Source organism: Xanthomonas sp. NCPPB 2933, assembly GCF_056725225.1.
Genome location: NZ_CM161518.1, coordinates 466,564 through 482,292, shown reverse-complemented (window position 1 = coordinate 482,292; position 15,729 = coordinate 466,564). Strand labels below are relative to the sequence as shown.

Below are 15,729 nucleotides of genomic sequence, written 5' to 3'. Positions count from 1 at the left end.
GACTCCGCTAGCGGCACCTGGCTGACGCAGCGTGAGCGGTTCAGCGAACGGGCAGACGCATGCTCAGCACGGCCGCCGCAGCCAGCAGCAGAGGCAGGCTGCAAGCCAGATAGAGCGTGGCCGGCGACCAGCCTGCATCCACCAGCGCGCCGACGCACAGCGGCGAGGCAATCGCGCCGAAGCGGCCCACGCCGATCGCCCAGCCCATGCCGGTGGAGCGCACCGCCGCCGTGAAGACCACCGGCGCCACCGCATACAGGCCGGCAATGGCGGCAAACATGGCCGCACCGGTCAACAGCGCGATCACGAACGCCCAGCTCAACACCGTGCTGTAGAGCCCGAACGCAAGCATGGCCAGCGCCGACAACAGCAGCGCCCCGGCCGTCAGCCGCGACAACCGCGCACGCGCCGCCAGCCAGCTGAACATCCCGCCGCCAGCGATGCCGCCCAGATTCAACAGCACCCCGCCAGTGACGCCCTGCTCCGCCGACAGCCCGGCCACCACCAGCAGCTTCGGCGTCCAGCTGAGCACGAAGTAGAACGCGAACATCAGCAGGAAGAACGCCAGCGCGATCAGCAGCGACTGGCGCCGCAAGCCAGGCACGAACAAGGCCGCGTAGCCCTGCGCATCATCGGCCACCTGTGGTGGCGGCAATGGCAAGTCGGCACACGGCGGCATGCCCATGCGGGCCAGCACCGCGTTAAAGCGTGCAGACGCACCGGGCGGGCGACGCGCGATCAGAAATTCCAGCGATTCGGGCAGCAAGGCCAGCACCAACGGCACGCACAGCAGCGAGCCGGCCGCACCAAGCAGGAACACCGCGTGCCACGACCACTGCTGCAGCAATAATGCCGCGATCGCACCGCCCAGGGTCGCGCCGATCGGATAACCGGTGGCCTGCAGCGCCAATGCGGTGCTGCGCCAATGCGCGGTGGAATATTCGGCGGCGATCACCGCAACGCAGGCCAGCATGCCGCCGATCCCGATACCGGTGAACGCGCGCAGCGCACCGAGTTGCCACGCGCTGCTGGCCAAGGCGGAGGCGCCCATGCCGACGGTCAATATCGCCAGGCACACCAGAATCATCGCGCGACGCCCGATGCGGTCGGCCAACGGCGCCAGCAACAACGATCCCACCGCCATGCCGACCAGGCCGGCACTGAACAACACGCCGAGCAACTTGCCCGACAACTGCCACTGCGCCGACACATGCGGCGCGGTGAAGGCCATTGCCATCACATCGAAGCCGTCGAGCATGGTGAGCAGCACGCAGACCGCCACCGCTCTCCACTGGAAGGGCGTCATCCGCTGCAGCACGAAGCTTGCGGGTGTTACTGCGCTATGCGGCATGCGTGAATCCTGTGATGGAGAAGGGTGATTGCCGCAGTGCGCCGACCTGCATGCAGGTCGTCCGAGAGGGCCCCGCACAGTGCGGCGCAGATCGAGCCCATGGATGCAGCCGAGGCGGTTACACGAATCGGCAGTTTCGACGACATGTCGCGTTGCGATGCAGTGGCAAACCAACACCGCTGCAACAGTGCGTGGCCACGCTAGGCCGATCGCAGGCAGCGTTCAAGACGACTGCCTGCACTGGTGTGCGCTTATCGAACAGGCCCGCATGCCGCTTCGTTTCGAAGCTCACGCGTTCGTTGCTGGTGACTGCAATCAAACGCCTGCGTCGTGTGCATCGCATGCACTACAAAAGGAAGGCGTAACCACTCTGTCTTTGCAGCCTTGATGGCCTCGGTGCGCAGCCACGCGGTATATCCACCACGCGTGGCCTGTTCTGCACACCTGCAGACGGCCAGTTATCATGCAAACAGTGCATGCATTGGGCGGCACGCTGATTTGCCGGAGAGTGCCGTGACCCCGATTCGTTCGTTCCTGGACCACACCCCGCAGCTGGGCGCACGCGTCTATATCGACCCCGCCTGCACCATCATCGGCAAGGTGAGCCTGGGCGATGACGTCTCGGTCTGGCCGGGCACGGTGATTCGCGGCGACGTCAATCATGTGCAGATCGGCTCCCGCACCAACGTGCAGGACGGCACCATCATCCACGTCAGTCACCATAGCCCGTTCAACAAGGCCGGCTATCCCACCGTGATTGGCGCAGACGTCACCGTTGGCCACGGCACCATCCTGCATGCCTGCACCATCGAAGACCTGTGCCTGATCGGCATGGGCGCCTGCGTGCTCGACGGCGCTACCGTCAAACGCTACGGATTCGTCGGCGCCGGTGCGGTGGTCGGCCCGGGCAAGGTCGTTGGCGAAGGCGAACTGTGGCTGGGCAATCCCGCGCGCCTGGCACGCACGCTCAGCGACAAGGAAATCGAAAGCCTGCATTACTCCGCGCAACATTATGTGCGGCTCAAGGATCAGTATCTGGGTGTGCCGACTGGCGATTGATTGAGGGTCTGCCAGGCGGGCTCGCACCTGGCGTTGACGCACCGGTTCAAGGCTGCGTCGCACGCTCCAAGGCCGTCAGCATCGTCAACGCTTGCTCACGCGAAGCGCCGCACATCTCCAGCGATGGCCGCAGGCTGCCGCATACCGCCGGGCGCTGCGGCGAGCCGAACAACCGGCAGCCCAGCTGCGCATCCAGCTGCACGCACGCCACCCCGGCCGGCTTGCCATTGGGCATGCCGGGAATCGGCGAACTGATCGAGGGCGCGATGCAGCAGGCAGCGCAGCCCGGGCGGCAGGAAAGCGTGGAAGACATCGGCACAGTGTAGCGGCGCGGCGCAAGTGCGGCGCTGGCAAAAAAAACCGTACTTGCCTAGCAGCCTATCCGGAACGCCGCCACCCGGACGCGCTGCCCGCGCACTCCACTTGCGTTGAAACCAGCCCACTGCAGCCTGATCGCCCGGCAGCGTGCACGCTGCAATGACGGCCGCGCCGAACAGCTGCGTGCTAACGTGCCAGATCACCAGAACGCGCCGCGACGGTTGCAGCAGCAACAGTTGCGACGCGCTCTAATTGCCAGCCACCGCTCGCCAATCAGCCGTCGAATTCGCCATGCCCGAGTACCGCTCCAAGACCTCCACCCACGGCCGCAACATGGCCGGCGCCCGCGCACTGTGGCGCGCCACCGGCATGCGCGATGGGGATTTCCACAAGCCCATCATCGCCATCGCCAACTCGTTCACCCAGTTCGTGCCCGGGCATGTGCACCTGAAGGATCTCGGCCAGCTGGTCGCGCGCGAGATCGAACGCGTCGGCGGCGTGGCCAAGGAGTTCGACACCATCGCCGTGGACGACGGCATCGCCATGGGCCACGACGGCATGCTGTATTCGCTGCCCAGCCGCGAGATCATCGCCGACTCAGTCGAGTACATGGTCAACGCGCATTGCGCCGACGCGCTGGTGTGCATTTCCAATTGCGACAAGATCACCCCCGGCATGTTGATGGCCGCGCTGCGGCTCAATATCCCCACCGTGTTCGTCTCCGGCGGCCCGATGGAAGCCGGCAAGACCAGGTTGTCCGAACATAAACTCGATTTGATCGACGCAATGGTCATCGCCGCCGACGACAGCGCCTCCGATGAAAAGGTGGCCGAGTTCGAACGCAGCGCCTGCCCCACCTGCGGCTCGTGCTCGGGCATGTTCACCGCCAACTCGATGAACTGCCTGACCGAAGCGCTGGGCCTGTCGTTGCCGGGCAACGGCACCGTGGTGGCCACGCACGCCGACCGCGAGCAGCTGTTTCTGCGCGCCGGACGCGTGGCGGTGGAGCTGTGCCATCGCTGGTACGGCGGCGAAGATCCCACCGCCCTGCCGCGCGGCATCGCCACCTTCGAAGCCTTCGAAAACGCGATGACCCTGGATATCGCCATGGGCGGCTCGACCAATACCATCCTGCATCTGCTCGCCGCCGCGCAGGAAGGCGAAATCCCGTTCGGCATGCGCGATATCGACCGCCTGTCCAAGCGCGTGCCGCAGCTGTGCAAGGTCGCCCCGAACACACCGAAGTACCACATCGAAGACGTGCATCGCGCGGGCGGCATCATGGCCATCCTCGGCGAACTGGCACGTGGCGGCCTGCTGCATACCAACGCGGCCACGGTGCACGCACGCACGCTGGCCGACGCCATCGCGCAGTGGGACGTCACCCAGACCAACGCAGAGACCGTGCACACGTTCTACAAGGCCGGCCCGGCCGGCATCCCCACGCAGATCGCCTTCAGCCAGGCCACGCGTTGGGACACGCTGGATACCGACCGCAGCGACGGCTGCATCCGCGATGTCGCACACGCGTTCTCGCAGGAAGGCGGCCTGGCCGTGCTGTACGGCAATATCGCCCGCGACGGCTGCGTGGTGAAGACCGCGGGCGTGGACGAATCCATCCACGTCTTCGAAGGCAACGCCCGCGTCTATGAGAGCCAGGATTCGGCGGTCAAAGGCATCCTGGCCGACGAAGTCAAAGCCGGCGACATCGTGGTGATCCGCTACGAAGGCCCCAAGGGCGGCCCCGGCATGCAGGAAATGCTATACCCCACCAGCTATCTCAAATCCAAGGGCCTGGGCAAGCAATGCGCCCTGCTCACCGACGGCCGCTTCTCCGGCGGCACCTCGGGCCTGTCGATCGGCCACGCCTCGCCGGAAGCCGCCGCAGGCGGCGCGATCGGCCTGGTGCGCGACGGCGACAAGATCCTGATCGATATCCCCAACCGCTCGATCAACCTGCTGATCTCGGACGAGGAACTTGCCCTTCGTCGCGCAGAGCAGGACGCCAAGGGCTGGAAGCCGGTGGAAATACGTCCACGCAAGGTCACCACGGCGTTGAAGGCGTACGCGTTGCTGGCGACCAGTGCGGATAAGGGTGCGGTGCGCGACAAGGCACTGCTTGACGGCTGAAGCATTGCCATGAAGACCGCGGATTTTTAGCGGTCTTCATCGTATCTGGCATCGGACTGCGGGAGGCACTTCAGTACCGACGCCTGACCGCAAAAATCACAGCGGGTTGGTTTTTCTTGGCGACAACATCACCCACCGCCGATGCGCAGCCCATCCATCGGGCTGCGCATCGCCGAGGCCCCGCGCCCCAGCACCTGCGCGCAGATCTGTGTGGTTGCCACATCCTTGTGGCCCAACAGCCCCCGCACGGTGCGCGCGACCTCCTCGGCCGAGAGCACCACCGGAATGGGCCGCGACCGCTTGGCGCGCACTAGATTCTCCATCCAGGGCAACTCCATGCCCAGGACCTCGCGATACAGGAACAGTAGTGCCGCCAGCGCCTGATTCTGCGTGCCGGCCGACACCTGCCCCGCGTCACCAGTTCGGTGAGAAACGCCTCGACCTCTACCCGCCGCATCTGTACTGGATGCCGTTTGCCGTTGGCCAGAATGAAGCGTCGGATCCAGCCCACATACGCCTGCTAGGTAGCAAGCTGTAGTGGCGAAGCCGCAGCCGACCACGGACCTGATCCAACAGCTTGGGGGTCAGACGCGTAGTTACGGCTGCATCGTCACGGGTGTAACTCATACGCCTGCTCAAACGTCGGATAACGCAACCAGCATCGACGCCAAGACCGTCGATTGCCATCCGGCAAGTCATTGTTAGGGAACAGGAATTCCCCCTTCCCAGACCTCCGGCCTTAGTCGATACTTGGCGCAACACCGCTTTTAGGCGGTCCAAGAGTAGTTAGGCGCGTACGGGAGGCCGCGGTGGAACATAACTTCGAGCGATTGAAAGCCCACATACTTCCCCTGTCGCAATCGAGAGTATTCGAGGTAGCCCGCATTGAGTGGGATTTGGTGAGTGTTGAGATCACGGAAGAGTTCGATAGCTGCCCCTGCGGGCAAGAGATCAAAGAACATTGCTACATAACAAATCGCATCACCGGGCAGTCGACGTACGTTGGAAATGTGTGCATCAATCGCTTCATTGGCATTGACACCGGCACCTTGTTCGACGGACTGAAGCGAATTGCAAAAGATCCATATGCCAACGCTAACCTCGACGTCATTGAGCATGGACGCAAAATGGGATACATCTATGACACTGAATATGCGTTCTTGGTCAGCACACGCCTCAAGCGGAAGCTTTCAGACAGGCAGCTTGAATGGAAGCGCAAGATCAATCGTCGCATTGCACAGCAAATCTCGGTGCAACGTCGTACACGTACCTAACAATTCATTCAAGCCGAACGCGCTTTGCGCGTCCGCTTAATTCAGGCGTTAGGCCCCATGTATCGAGTAGTCCTTGCCTGTAGTGGAGTTCCTGAGCGCGTCGGCGCTGCCGCTACCTGTGACATCGCTGATGAATTCACGCACCGACCCTGGCACCAGAACGTTCAGTGCTCGTGGAACGGCTCTCGGCTGCTGCTGCAAGCGGACAACGACTACGACACAGATGGTTCTGCCCTGACGGACGAGTTCTCGGACGCCATCGCAGCGTGCATTGCAGAGGGCTTTAATGGCAGCATCACAGTCGAGTCGGTCACAGCGTTAGCTGGGGCCTAACAATTCATTCAAGCCGAACCCGCTTCGCGGGTCGGCTTAATTCAGGCGTTAGACCGCATGGACAGCACCGCATCGCGTCAGACATTAGTGCTCTCCCTAGTCCGCGCCCTCTGTGGCGAGGTCCACCCGGAATTGCGTCAAGCCTCGATCGAGGCCGATGAAAACGCCTTTATCGTTCGCCTCCGCTTCGAGTACGACGGTTTAGCTGCCGGTCTCGCGCAAGAAAGCTGTTCTTGCGCAGCCACAGAGGTCATTGCGGACTTGGCTGCACCCTGGGACCTCAATGAGCAACATGTGTCTGTTCCCGCCCCTAGTGCCCTAAAGCCGCTGAGACATGTGGTCTACCGACGTTGGGAGCCTGAGAGTGCGGCCTAACAATTCATTCAATCCGACGCCGCTTCGCGGCGCGGCTTAATTCAGGCGTTAGACGTCATGGGCGAGACAGAAGGAAATCGGCCACTCACCGAGGAAGAGCGCGCGCTCGCCCGCTACATGCTTGAGCATGGAACCACGGAGGCTCGTGACTTCATTGAGCAACTGGAACGCGCGGAGGCCACATCTTGGCGTTGTCCGTGCGGGTGCGCGAGCATCAACTTCCAGTTACAGGGCCATGCTCCAGCGCCTCCCGGAGTACACGTTCTTGGCGACTATGTCTTTGACTCGGACGGCGAGCACTCCGGCGCCTTCATTTACTCATGCAACGGCATTCTGAGCGGGATCGAGGTATACGGCCTCTCCGGCGATGCGCCGCATTTTCTGCCGGCGCCGTTGACGCTCAGACCGTTTTCAAGCGAAAGTTCGCCGGGAGCCGGCGGATGACGTCTAACAATTCATTCAAGCCGAACCCGCTTCGCGGGTCGGCTTAATTCAGGCGTTAGGCGGTGGTGGAGCAAATCAGTTGGTGGGCCCGGCTTCGGTTGGTTGGCTGGCCTACAGGCGATCGGCTCCGGGCAGTGATCATCACCGTTGCTGGTTGCGGTAAGTTAGGTGCTTCGCCCTTGTAGATCATTACAGCGCTGCGCTCGACGCATTGTCTTCTGTAGCATTACGGACCGGCGGAGTCGCTGGGCAAGCTCCATCCCAAAAGCTGTGGCACACTCTGTCTATGCGGCAGTGCTGGGGGCATGGTTACACCATCCAACCTTTGCGGCCACTCACTGCCTAACAACTCATTCAAGCCGAAGTTGCTTCGCAACTCGGCTTAATTCAAGCGTTAGACCGCTATGTACCGTCTCGGCCACCTTGTTAACGGCGAGTGGGCTGCCCACTCGCACCTGCCCGTTTTCGACGTCGGGCAGCACGTAATTGCGGGCGCTCCCGGCGGAGACCCTGTCGTTTTTGAGCGGTTAGTTGAGTGCTTGGAGCCACCGTACTACTTGCTGTACGTGCTTCACACTCCTCGCGGAGAGGCGCTGCCTGGCCGTTACCAAAGCCCAGCCTTGTCGCTGGCTCAGGTCAAAGAGTTCCTAGCCCGGTTTGCGCCGTTTCTCTCTGCAGATGCACGCTTTGACCTCTGGGCATACTCTCCAGGAGACAAGGCCACTGTTGTGTGGGACCGTCATAACCAAGTATTCGGCTATGGCCCACTTGAGCGGTACTCTTCCACTCTAAGGTCGATGGGCTTTGCCCTAGGGTGGCCTGAGGTTCCGGCACCACATGAGCATCACTACCGTGAGGAGTTCGATGCTCTGGCCAAACACGTTCTGACCGCTTTTGACTGGTCCCACTCTCCACTGCGCCCGGAAGATGAGCAGTGAGGGCGCGGTCTAACAATTCATTCAAGCCGAAGCCGCTTTGCGGCTCGGCTTAATTCAGGCGTTAGGCCGTGGTAGAGCAAATGCGTTGGTGGTTGCCGCTTCGGTGAATTGGCAGGCGTGCATGCGGTTGGCTCCGGACAGCAGTCATCACGGTTGCTGGTTGCGGTAAGTTTGGTACTTCGCCTTGGCACGTCGTTCCCGTGCTGCGCTCATTGCACTTGGTTTCGGTGGCATCACGCGCCGCTGTATCGCTGGGCAAGCTCCATCCCGCAAGCTGTGGCACACTCGGTCCAGGCGGCAGTGCTGGGGAGCATGGTTGCACCATCCAACCTTCGCGGCCACTCACTGCCTAACAACTCATTCAAGCCGAAGTTGCTTCGCAACTCGGCTTAATTCAAGCGTTAGGCTTCATGACGGCAGATCGATCAATTGAGCTTCTTCAGAAACACTCTCACCTGCTCTCCCCGGACAAGCAGGCTGTAGCTCGCTACATCTGTGACAATTGGCCGCTGGACCGTAGGCTACCCCAGGGGGTTGCGAAGCATGCGCGCCGCTCATTCGGGCGTTCGGCCACGAACCTTTCCGAGGCTCGAGGGATAGCTCGTGATCTGTTTTTGGAGGCTGCCGGACTTGCGCACTCAGTGCGCAAGGCTGAGGCCTAACAATTCATTCAAGCCGACGCCGCTTCGCGGCTCGGCTTAACTCAGGTGTTAGGCCACACTGAAAGGAATCTCGTATGTCAATGATTGGAAACTTCGTTGCTATTCCTCCAAATCAGCTAGCCGCGCTCGTTGCTGATCCGGATTTGATCTCATCGGTCCTCTATCCAGAGGATGGCGGGGTCGAGCCAGCCAATCATCTAGACATTGATAAGACATGGCACGCCATTCACTACACCCTCAATGGAAAGACGTGGGAGGGTGAGGAGCCGCTTTCGCTGGCTATCCTAGGTGGTGAAGCGATTGGAGAGGATGTTGGTTACGGTCCCGCCCGTTACTTGGATCCTGCACAAGTTAAAGCGGTTGCGGCCGCATTGTCTGCCATCACCCCTGAAACCTTTGGCGCCAAGTTCGATCCGACCGCAATGGATGCTGCGCAAATCTATCCGCAGATTTGGGAGAGTGACGGACCTGATGGCTTGGAGTACGTATTGCACTATTACAATCAGTTAACCTCGTTCTATCAGGCCGCAGCGGAGCGCGGCGATGCAGCGCTTCTCTACCTCAACTAGGGTGTGGCCTAACAATTCATTCAAGCCGAACCCGCATCACGTTCGCTAACTTCGGGTCGTTCTGGGTAACATCGACTTCGGTGCCAATCCAGTGCGGGTCGGCTTAATTCAGGCGTTAGGGCTCACAACGGACATATGAGAGAACCGTGGACAGCTATGGCGCTATTGCTTGTAGCGGCCTTCGTTCCGCTCGCTGCGGTGATTGGGGCACGCTTGTATCCCGCGCTCCGCCCGCCTAAGCACAGACCGCTAGCATTCGTGCTCGGCGGGCTGTTCGCCATTTCGCTTGGGGCGCTCTCGACCTTTGCTGTGTTGTCTGAGATGGGCTCAGGCGTATTTAGCGTCTCGACGCGGTACTCCGGGCTGCTTCATGCAGACTCGACGCAGCGGCCGTTGGAGTACTGGGCCTTCGTCCTCCTTTTCTACGGCATGGGCGTCTTTTTGTGCGGGTTCGGCTTGGCCAGCATTGGGTTATGTTTCAACCAACTTAAGGGCGGTGAGCCCTAACTATTCGTTCAAGCCGACACTGCTTCGCGGCGCGGATTAACTCAGGTGTTAGACCGCACGAAACACTCCCAGCTCTCCGTCAAGGAATGTTTGAAATGGAACTCCAGCCTGCCGCTCTGTCCATATTGATTAAGGCTGAAACTGTCGTCCAGCAGCAGCTGGAAGCCTACAACGCACGAGACTTGGAAGGTTGGCTCGCAACCTACAAGGCAGACGCAGAACAATACCTGCTGCATGCAGGCCTCTTGGCTTCCGGCCATGAAGCCATTCGGAAGAGAATGATTGATCGCTTCAACGATCCGGCGCTGCATGCCGAGCTGGTTTCACGTACTGTCATGGACAACATCGTCATTGACCACGAGTTCGTTACGCGCACATTTCCAGACGGGCTAGAAACAGTGGAGATGATCTGCATCTACGAAGTAGACGCAGGACAAATTGTCAAAGCAACTTTCGCTATCGGGCAGGCTAGGCCAAAGGTATGAACGTGCGCTCTAACCCTTCCTTCAAGCGGACGTGCCTTCGGCACGCCGCTTAAGTCAAACGTTAGGCATCAGGGGGAGAGATGGGCTGGCTGTTTGCCATTGCGGTACTGATCCTGCTTGTCGTTTCCGCCGGATTCCGAAAGTTCGCGCTTGTTATTGTCGTCCTTGCTGCCATCGGCGGCGGCATCTACTACCTCCATGACCGGCGGCAAGAAGAGCTTGCCAAGACGCGCATCTCGGCGTCGCACGTTGTCATCTCCGGGGGTCGCATCAATCTGCAGTACGCCACGTACCAATTCACTGGCCGCATCACAAACAACTCGCAAGAGTTCACGCTGTCGCAAGTAGAGCTTGCTGTGACCGTTCGAGATTGTGTTCCAAACTCAACGCCACGGTCTTGCGTCACAATCGAAGACACCCGCGATACTTTGTACATCAATGTGCCGCCTGAGCAAGCGCGTGACTTCAATGAGTCCTTGTACTTTCCAGGCGGTGAGCTTGCGCCAAAAGGCGAGCTAGACTGGCAGTTCAGGATTTCTCAAACCCGGGCATCGTCGGCTGATGCCTAACAATTCGTTCAAGCCGACGTCGCTTCGCGGCGCGGCTCAACTCCGGTGTTAGGCAGTGGTGGAGCAAATGCGTTGGTGGTTGCCGCTTCGGTGAATTGGCAGGCGTGCATGCGGTTGGCTCCGGACAGCATTCATCACCGTTGCTGGTTACGGTAAGTTCGGTGCTCGCCTTGGCACGTCGTTCCCGCGCTGCGCTCGATGCAGTTGGCTTCGGTGGCATCACGCGCCACTGCATCGCTGGGCAAGCTCCCTCCCGCAAGCTGTGGCACACTCGGTCCAGGCGGCAGTGCTGGGGAGCATGGTTGCACCATCCAACCTTCGCGGCCACTCACTGCCTAACAATTCATTCAAGCCGAAGTTGCTTCGCAACTCGGCTTAATTCAAGCGTTAGGCCTCATTCCAACCTACATGCAATGGCTTGAGACAAAAATCCCGCCGCCGGTTGTCATGGTGCTCTTGGGCGTTGCCGCGTTCGGTGCAGCATACTTCATGCCCGTGCTCTCGTTCGAGCTTCCACTACGCACACCCGTCGCTGTTGCTCTAGCCGTTGTGGGCTTGGCGCTCAACATTCTTCCCAAACTCGCCTTTCAGCGCGTCGGTACTACGGTCAACCCACTCAGGCCGGCCTCAGCCACGCACCTGGTCACATCTGGCATTTATCGCTACACCCGCAACCCAATGTACTTGGGCCACTCCATGATCCTCTTGGGCTGGACGCTCCACCTCCACAATGCGGCCACGCTCATGGCCGTCCCTGCCTTCATGCTCTACATCACGCGGTTCCAAATTCAGCCGGAGGAGCGGTATCTGTCCGCTCGCTTCCCGGACACGTACGCTGCATTCTGCAGGCAGGCCTCGCGCTGGCTATGAGGCCTAATAATTCATTCAAGCCGAAGCCGCTTTGTGGCTCGGCTTAACTCAGGCGTTAAGCCACAATGGCGACAGCAACGCAAACTGCAGCAGAGATCCAACAGCTCGTTTGGTTGTTCCTGCCGCGTTGCAATGACCGCGAGACCTTATTGGCCCTCGATACGATGGCTGCAGAGCCAAACCAGTGGTCTGAGGGGCACAAGTTGTTTCAGAGGATTCGTTCCAAGACTTTGGCCGCAGAGCGAGCCGGTGACCGCCTGAGCAATACCCAGTACTGCTTTGAGGAGGTCTGTGCCAAGACCCTCTACAACCTCAGCGGGTTCCCTGCGCCCTTTGACAAGGATTCTCCGGAGCGAATTCGTCCCAATGCATTAGCATTGGCCAAGGCCTTTGGCATTCCCGATGCTGATTCTTTGGTCGGGCTTGGCACTTAAAGAGCATTCAAGCCACCCCCCCTTCACGGGTCGACTTAATCAGGCGTTAGGCGCCGCACCTCAGTGATTGCAGCATGAGCGACGAAAGCGAACAACGACCAATCCCAAATCATTGGCGGCAGACATTTCGGGAAGTCGTGGCTGCCTTTACGACTGCCGACTATCGTCTGGAAGGAATTCCAGGAGTCGAGCCAGTCTCAACTGAGACGGCCACTCGGATTCAACGCTACATCCGCAGCTATGGCGCCACATTGACAAACCTGCCGGACGAGACTTGGGAGTCTTCTGTTTGCATATGGACCGGTAGCCACTGGGACACACTTATTGACCTGTGGACCCAAAGAGAGGGTCGGAGCGATCTAGTGCTCCATGCCCACGTAACCGACGCTCCTGTCTTCTCGGTTAGATTTCATCTGGTCTATATGCCGTAATCGATCGGCACCTAACAATTCATTCAAGCCGAAGCCGCTTCGCGGCTCGGCTTAACTCAGGTGTTAGGCCCCATGTATGGAGTAGTCCTTGCCTGTAGTGGAGTTCCTGCGCGGGTCGGCGTTGCCACTGCCTGTGACATCGCTGATGAATTCACGCACCGACCCTGGCACCAGATCGTTCAGTGCTCGTGGAAAGGCTCTCGGCTGCTGCTGCAAGCGGACAACGACTACGACATAGATGGTTCTGCCCTGACGGACGAGTTCTCGGATGCCATTTAATGGCGGCATCACAGTCGAGTCGGTCACAGCGTTAGCTGGGGCCTAACAATTCATTCAAGCCGAACCCGCTTCGCGGGTCGGCTTAATTCAGGCGTTAGGCAGCGGTGGAGCAAATGCAGCGATGGGTGCAACTTCGGTGAGTTGGCTGGCATGCATGCGGTCGGCTCCGGGCAGCAGTCATCACCATCGTGGGCTGCGGTAAATTCGGTGCGTCGCCCTTGTCCGTCATCGCCGCGCTGCGTTCATTGTGTTTGACTTCGGTGGCATCACGCGCCGCTGCATCACTGGGCAAGCTTCATCCCGCAAGCTGTGGCACACTCGGTCAAGGCGGCAGTGCTGGGAAGCATGGTTGCACCATCCAACCTTCGCGACCACTCACTGCCTAACAACTCATTCAAGCCGAAGTTGCTTCGCAACTCGGCTTAATTCAAGCGTTAGGCGTCATCAATGCTATTCCGCCCACTTGATCATCCGCTGAACTGGTACGAGTACGACGTGCGAGGGTCCATCGAACTCTTGGACAGCTATGTCGCGGACATGGAAGTTCAAGTCAACAAGAGCATCGCCAATTTTCACGCGAATGCTGAGAAAATCGTAGCAGAAGGAATTCATCCTGACGAACCGCCTCAGTTCATCAAAGTTCACCAGGGACTGGACGATGCGACCTGGGATCTACGAGAGATATTCGGAGAGTACTTCCCCAACTTGCAGCGACGTTCCGCGCTGATTACCTTGTTTTCGTTCTTCGAGTACGAACTCAACAAGCTCTGCACCTTGCTCCAGAGAACCGAGGACTACAACGTTTCTTTTCGCGACATCGCTGGAGCAGGGATCGAACGCGCGAAGACTTACCTTCGCAAGGTTGCATCACTCGACGTTGATCCCGTCGCGGCTGCATGGAACGAGATCAAAAACATTCAAGCGCTTCGCAACCTAGTCGTGCACGCTGATGGGCGCCTAAGCAGCCACGACGGACAGGAACGAGGCGGGGTGGTGCGATATGTTGAGTCCTCAGCATTGCTTACGGGTACGACAGAAGTGCTGCTTCAGGCAGGCTATCTGAAGCACACACTCGATACGTTCGACGCATACTTCAACTTGGTTCACCTCGCGATCAAGCGCCGCTATGGCGTCTAACCCTTCCATCAAGCTGACATACCCCGGCAAGCCGGGTCATGCAGCTTATGTCAAACGTTAGGTGTGAGATCAAGCTCATGAGCTTCCTGACAGTCATATCAATCGGATTCGCATTGGCGTCAGCCGGGGCTTGGCTCTATGCGAGCTGCGTAAAGGTTTCGCGTGAGGAAGCACTATCGCGGCGCCGTCGCGCTGCTGATAGAAGCGGCAATGCCCCTGATCTCTCCGGAGTAACTTTTGACGGCGGGGAGGTTCGGGAGACCTTGGCCGCTCAATCCAGGTGGAACTCCATAGGTGCTGTACTCGCGGCTGCGTCAATCCCTAGCCAAGCTGTGGCCCAAGCGATTGCTCACACCTAACAACTCAATCAAGCCGAACTGGCTTCGCTAGTGGGCTTATCTCGGGCGTTAGATCAATGGTTGAAATTCACTGGACAGCCTATGTGACAGCACTCACTCTGCCGGTCTTGGCGTTGTTCGGTGCCGTCATAGCGTATCGGCAGTGGCGCACCGCGCAGAACAAGCTGAAACTAGATCTCTTCGACAAACGAATGCTTGTGTACCAAGCTGTTCGCGACACTCTTGGGCACATCGGGTCGAAAGGGAAAATCAGCAACGAGCAGCAGGTCGCGTACCTGACCGGAATACAGGCAGCTAAATGGTTATTTGGCCGAGAGCTGGACACCTATCTTAGTGAGACTCTTTGGCACAAAATCGTCGATCTAGAGCTGCATCAAACTATTGGCTACGATGCTCCAAGGGGCGACCCTGAGCGAAGCAAGCACATCAAGCTCAAGGCAGAGACACTAAAATGGCTGATCGCACAGTACTCAGTGCTTGACGAGAAATGCGCCAAATACATGGTTATCGGCCATTGATCTAACAATTCATTCAAGCCGAAGTTGCTTCGCAACTCGGATTAATTCAAGCGTTAGGGGGCTTCGGGAGTGAGCAACGTGGGCAAGATCCTTGGGTTCGTACGCGGCATGCTGGGCCTTGGCCAAGCCGATACCACCAGCAAATTTGAGCAACCCGAAGACGAACCTCTGTTTATGGCGATTCCCAACTGGGAGCTTGCGGACGCCGCCCGAGCAGCTCACGGCTCGCTAAGCTACTTTCGTCGGCTCCTAGCCGATGGGACACCGACTGACGTCCCGCCGATGGTAAAAACATACATCTCTGATCCGGCAGGTGGCGGCATGTGGCTTTGGCTAAGCGTGGAGTCCGCTACGCCCTCTGGGCTCAACGCGTCCGTCTTCGAGGCGCCGCCTGAGTTCACTGACCTATCCCCCGGCACAAGGAAGTTCGTGCCGGAATCGGAAGTAGCCGATTGGGCTTTGGTAAGCTCGGGCGTTATGCAAGGCGGCTACTCGCTTCGCATTCAACGGAGCCGCCTTCCTGCAGCCGAGCGCGAGCCGTTTGATCGCTACATCGGAGTGAGCAGTTATGCACCGCTGCCTGCCCCGTAACAATTCGTCCAAGCCGACGCCGCTTCGCGGCGCGGCTTAACTCAGGTGTTAGGCAGCGGTGGAGCAAACGCGTTGTTGGGTCCTGCTTCGGTGCGC

Annotated in this window: 16 protein-coding genes and 1 pseudogene; 14 read left to right on the top strand and 3 right to left on the bottom strand. The window is 59.5% G+C overall.

Annotated elements, in window-relative coordinates; all coding sequences use genetic code 11:
- Window positions 1-40: 40 nt before the first annotated feature.
- On the bottom strand, window positions 41-1,351 hold the full coding sequence (locus AC1PLU_RS02045) for an MFS transporter (protein ID WP_481107562.1): 1,311 nt from the start codon (window positions 1,349-1,351) through the stop codon (window positions 41-43).
- A gap of 513 nt (window positions 1,352-1,864) precedes the next feature.
- On the opposite strand from AC1PLU_RS02045, the gene AC1PLU_RS02040 reads away from it, so the two are divergent.
- On the top strand, window positions 1,865-2,410 hold the full coding sequence (locus AC1PLU_RS02040) for a gamma carbonic anhydrase family protein (RefSeq protein ID WP_481107561.1): 546 nt from the start codon (window positions 1,865-1,867) through the stop codon (window positions 2,408-2,410).
- Window positions 2,411-2,456: 46 nt separating this feature from the next.
- On the opposite strand, the gene AC1PLU_RS02035 is transcribed toward AC1PLU_RS02040, so the two are convergent.
- Window positions 2,457-2,723 carry a YkgJ family cysteine cluster protein gene (locus AC1PLU_RS02035; protein WP_481107560.1) on the bottom strand — a complete coding sequence of 89 codons (267 nt, stop codon included), beginning with the start codon at window positions 2,721-2,723 and terminating at the stop codon, window positions 2,457-2,459.
- A 296-nt stretch (window positions 2,724-3,019) separates the two neighbouring features.
- Between AC1PLU_RS02035 and ilvD the strand changes: the two genes are divergently transcribed.
- Window positions 3,020-4,858: a dihydroxy-acid dehydratase gene (gene ilvD, locus AC1PLU_RS02030; protein WP_481107559.1), complete on the top strand. Its 1,839-nt coding sequence runs from the start codon at window positions 3,020-3,022 to the stop codon at window positions 4,856-4,858.
- 230 nt (window positions 4,859-5,088) lie between these two features.
- On the opposite strand, the pseudogene AC1PLU_RS02025 reads toward ilvD, so the two are convergent.
- Window positions 5,089-5,485: pseudogene (locus tag AC1PLU_RS02025) on the bottom strand (phage integrase N-terminal SAM-like domain-containing protein); the annotation flags it as partial.
- A 182-nt stretch (window positions 5,486-5,667) separates the two neighbouring features.
- On the opposite strand from AC1PLU_RS02025, the gene AC1PLU_RS02020 reads away from it, so the two are divergent.
- The 12 genes from AC1PLU_RS02020 (at window position 5,668) to AC1PLU_RS01965 (ending at window position 15,633) form a co-directional block, all read left to right on the top strand.
- The gene (locus tag AC1PLU_RS02020) at window positions 5,668-6,132 is read left to right on the top strand and encodes a hypothetical protein (RefSeq protein ID WP_481107558.1); all 465 of its coding nucleotides are present in this window, start codon (window positions 5,668-5,670) and stop codon (window positions 6,130-6,132) included.
- Between the two features lie 390 nt (window positions 6,133-6,522).
- Window positions 6,523-6,840 carry a MafI2 family immunity protein gene (locus AC1PLU_RS02015; protein WP_481107557.1) on the top strand — a complete coding sequence of 106 codons (318 nt, stop codon included), beginning with the start codon at window positions 6,523-6,525 and terminating at the stop codon, window positions 6,838-6,840.
- 57 nt (window positions 6,841-6,897) lie between these two features.
- Window positions 6,898-7,284: a hypothetical protein gene (locus AC1PLU_RS02010; protein WP_481107556.1), complete on the top strand. Its 387-nt coding sequence runs from the start codon at window positions 6,898-6,900 to the stop codon at window positions 7,282-7,284.
- A 1,674-nt stretch (window positions 7,285-8,958) separates the two neighbouring features.
- Complete coding sequence (locus tag AC1PLU_RS02005) at window positions 8,959-9,453, top strand: YfbM family protein (protein ID WP_481107555.1); 495 nt, start codon at window positions 8,959-8,961, stop codon at window positions 9,451-9,453.
- A 602-nt stretch (window positions 9,454-10,055) separates the two neighbouring features.
- A complete protein-coding gene (locus AC1PLU_RS02000) occupies window positions 10,056-10,445 on the top strand; it encodes a nuclear transport factor 2 family protein (RefSeq protein ID WP_481107554.1) in 390 nt (129 codons plus the stop codon).
- A gap of 80 nt (window positions 10,446-10,525) precedes the next feature.
- Window positions 10,526-11,014 carry a hypothetical protein gene (locus tag AC1PLU_RS01995; protein WP_481107553.1) on the top strand — a complete coding sequence of 163 codons (489 nt, stop codon included), beginning with the start codon at window positions 10,526-10,528 and terminating at the stop codon, window positions 11,012-11,014.
- A 408-nt stretch (window positions 11,015-11,422) separates the two neighbouring features.
- Window positions 11,423-11,884: a methyltransferase family protein gene (locus AC1PLU_RS01990; protein WP_481107552.1), complete on the top strand. Its 462-nt coding sequence runs from the start codon at window positions 11,423-11,425 to the stop codon at window positions 11,882-11,884.
- Window positions 11,885-11,949: 65 nt separating this feature from the next.
- A complete protein-coding gene (locus AC1PLU_RS01985) occupies window positions 11,950-12,318 on the top strand; it encodes a hypothetical protein (protein WP_481107551.1) in 369 nt (122 codons plus the stop codon).
- A 74-nt stretch (window positions 12,319-12,392) separates the two neighbouring features.
- The gene (locus AC1PLU_RS01980; RefSeq protein ID WP_481107550.1) at window positions 12,393-12,749 is read left to right on the top strand and encodes a DUF7668 domain-containing protein; all 357 of its coding nucleotides are present in this window, start codon (window positions 12,393-12,395) and stop codon (window positions 12,747-12,749) included.
- Between the two features lie 726 nt (window positions 12,750-13,475).
- Window positions 13,476-14,165, top strand: a complete 690-nt coding sequence (locus tag AC1PLU_RS01975; protein ID WP_481107549.1) for a hypothetical protein — start codon at window positions 13,476-13,478, stop codon at window positions 14,163-14,165.
- A 415-nt stretch (window positions 14,166-14,580) separates the two neighbouring features.
- Window positions 14,581-15,042 carry a hypothetical protein gene (locus AC1PLU_RS01970; protein WP_481107548.1) on the top strand — a complete coding sequence of 154 codons (462 nt, stop codon included), beginning with the start codon at window positions 14,581-14,583 and terminating at the stop codon, window positions 15,040-15,042.
- Window positions 15,043-15,120: 78 nt separating this feature from the next.
- Entirely contained in the window at window positions 15,121-15,633 is a 513-nt protein-coding gene (locus tag AC1PLU_RS01965; protein WP_481107547.1) for a DUF2314 domain-containing protein, read from the top strand.
- Window positions 15,634-15,729 lie beyond the last annotated feature (96 nt).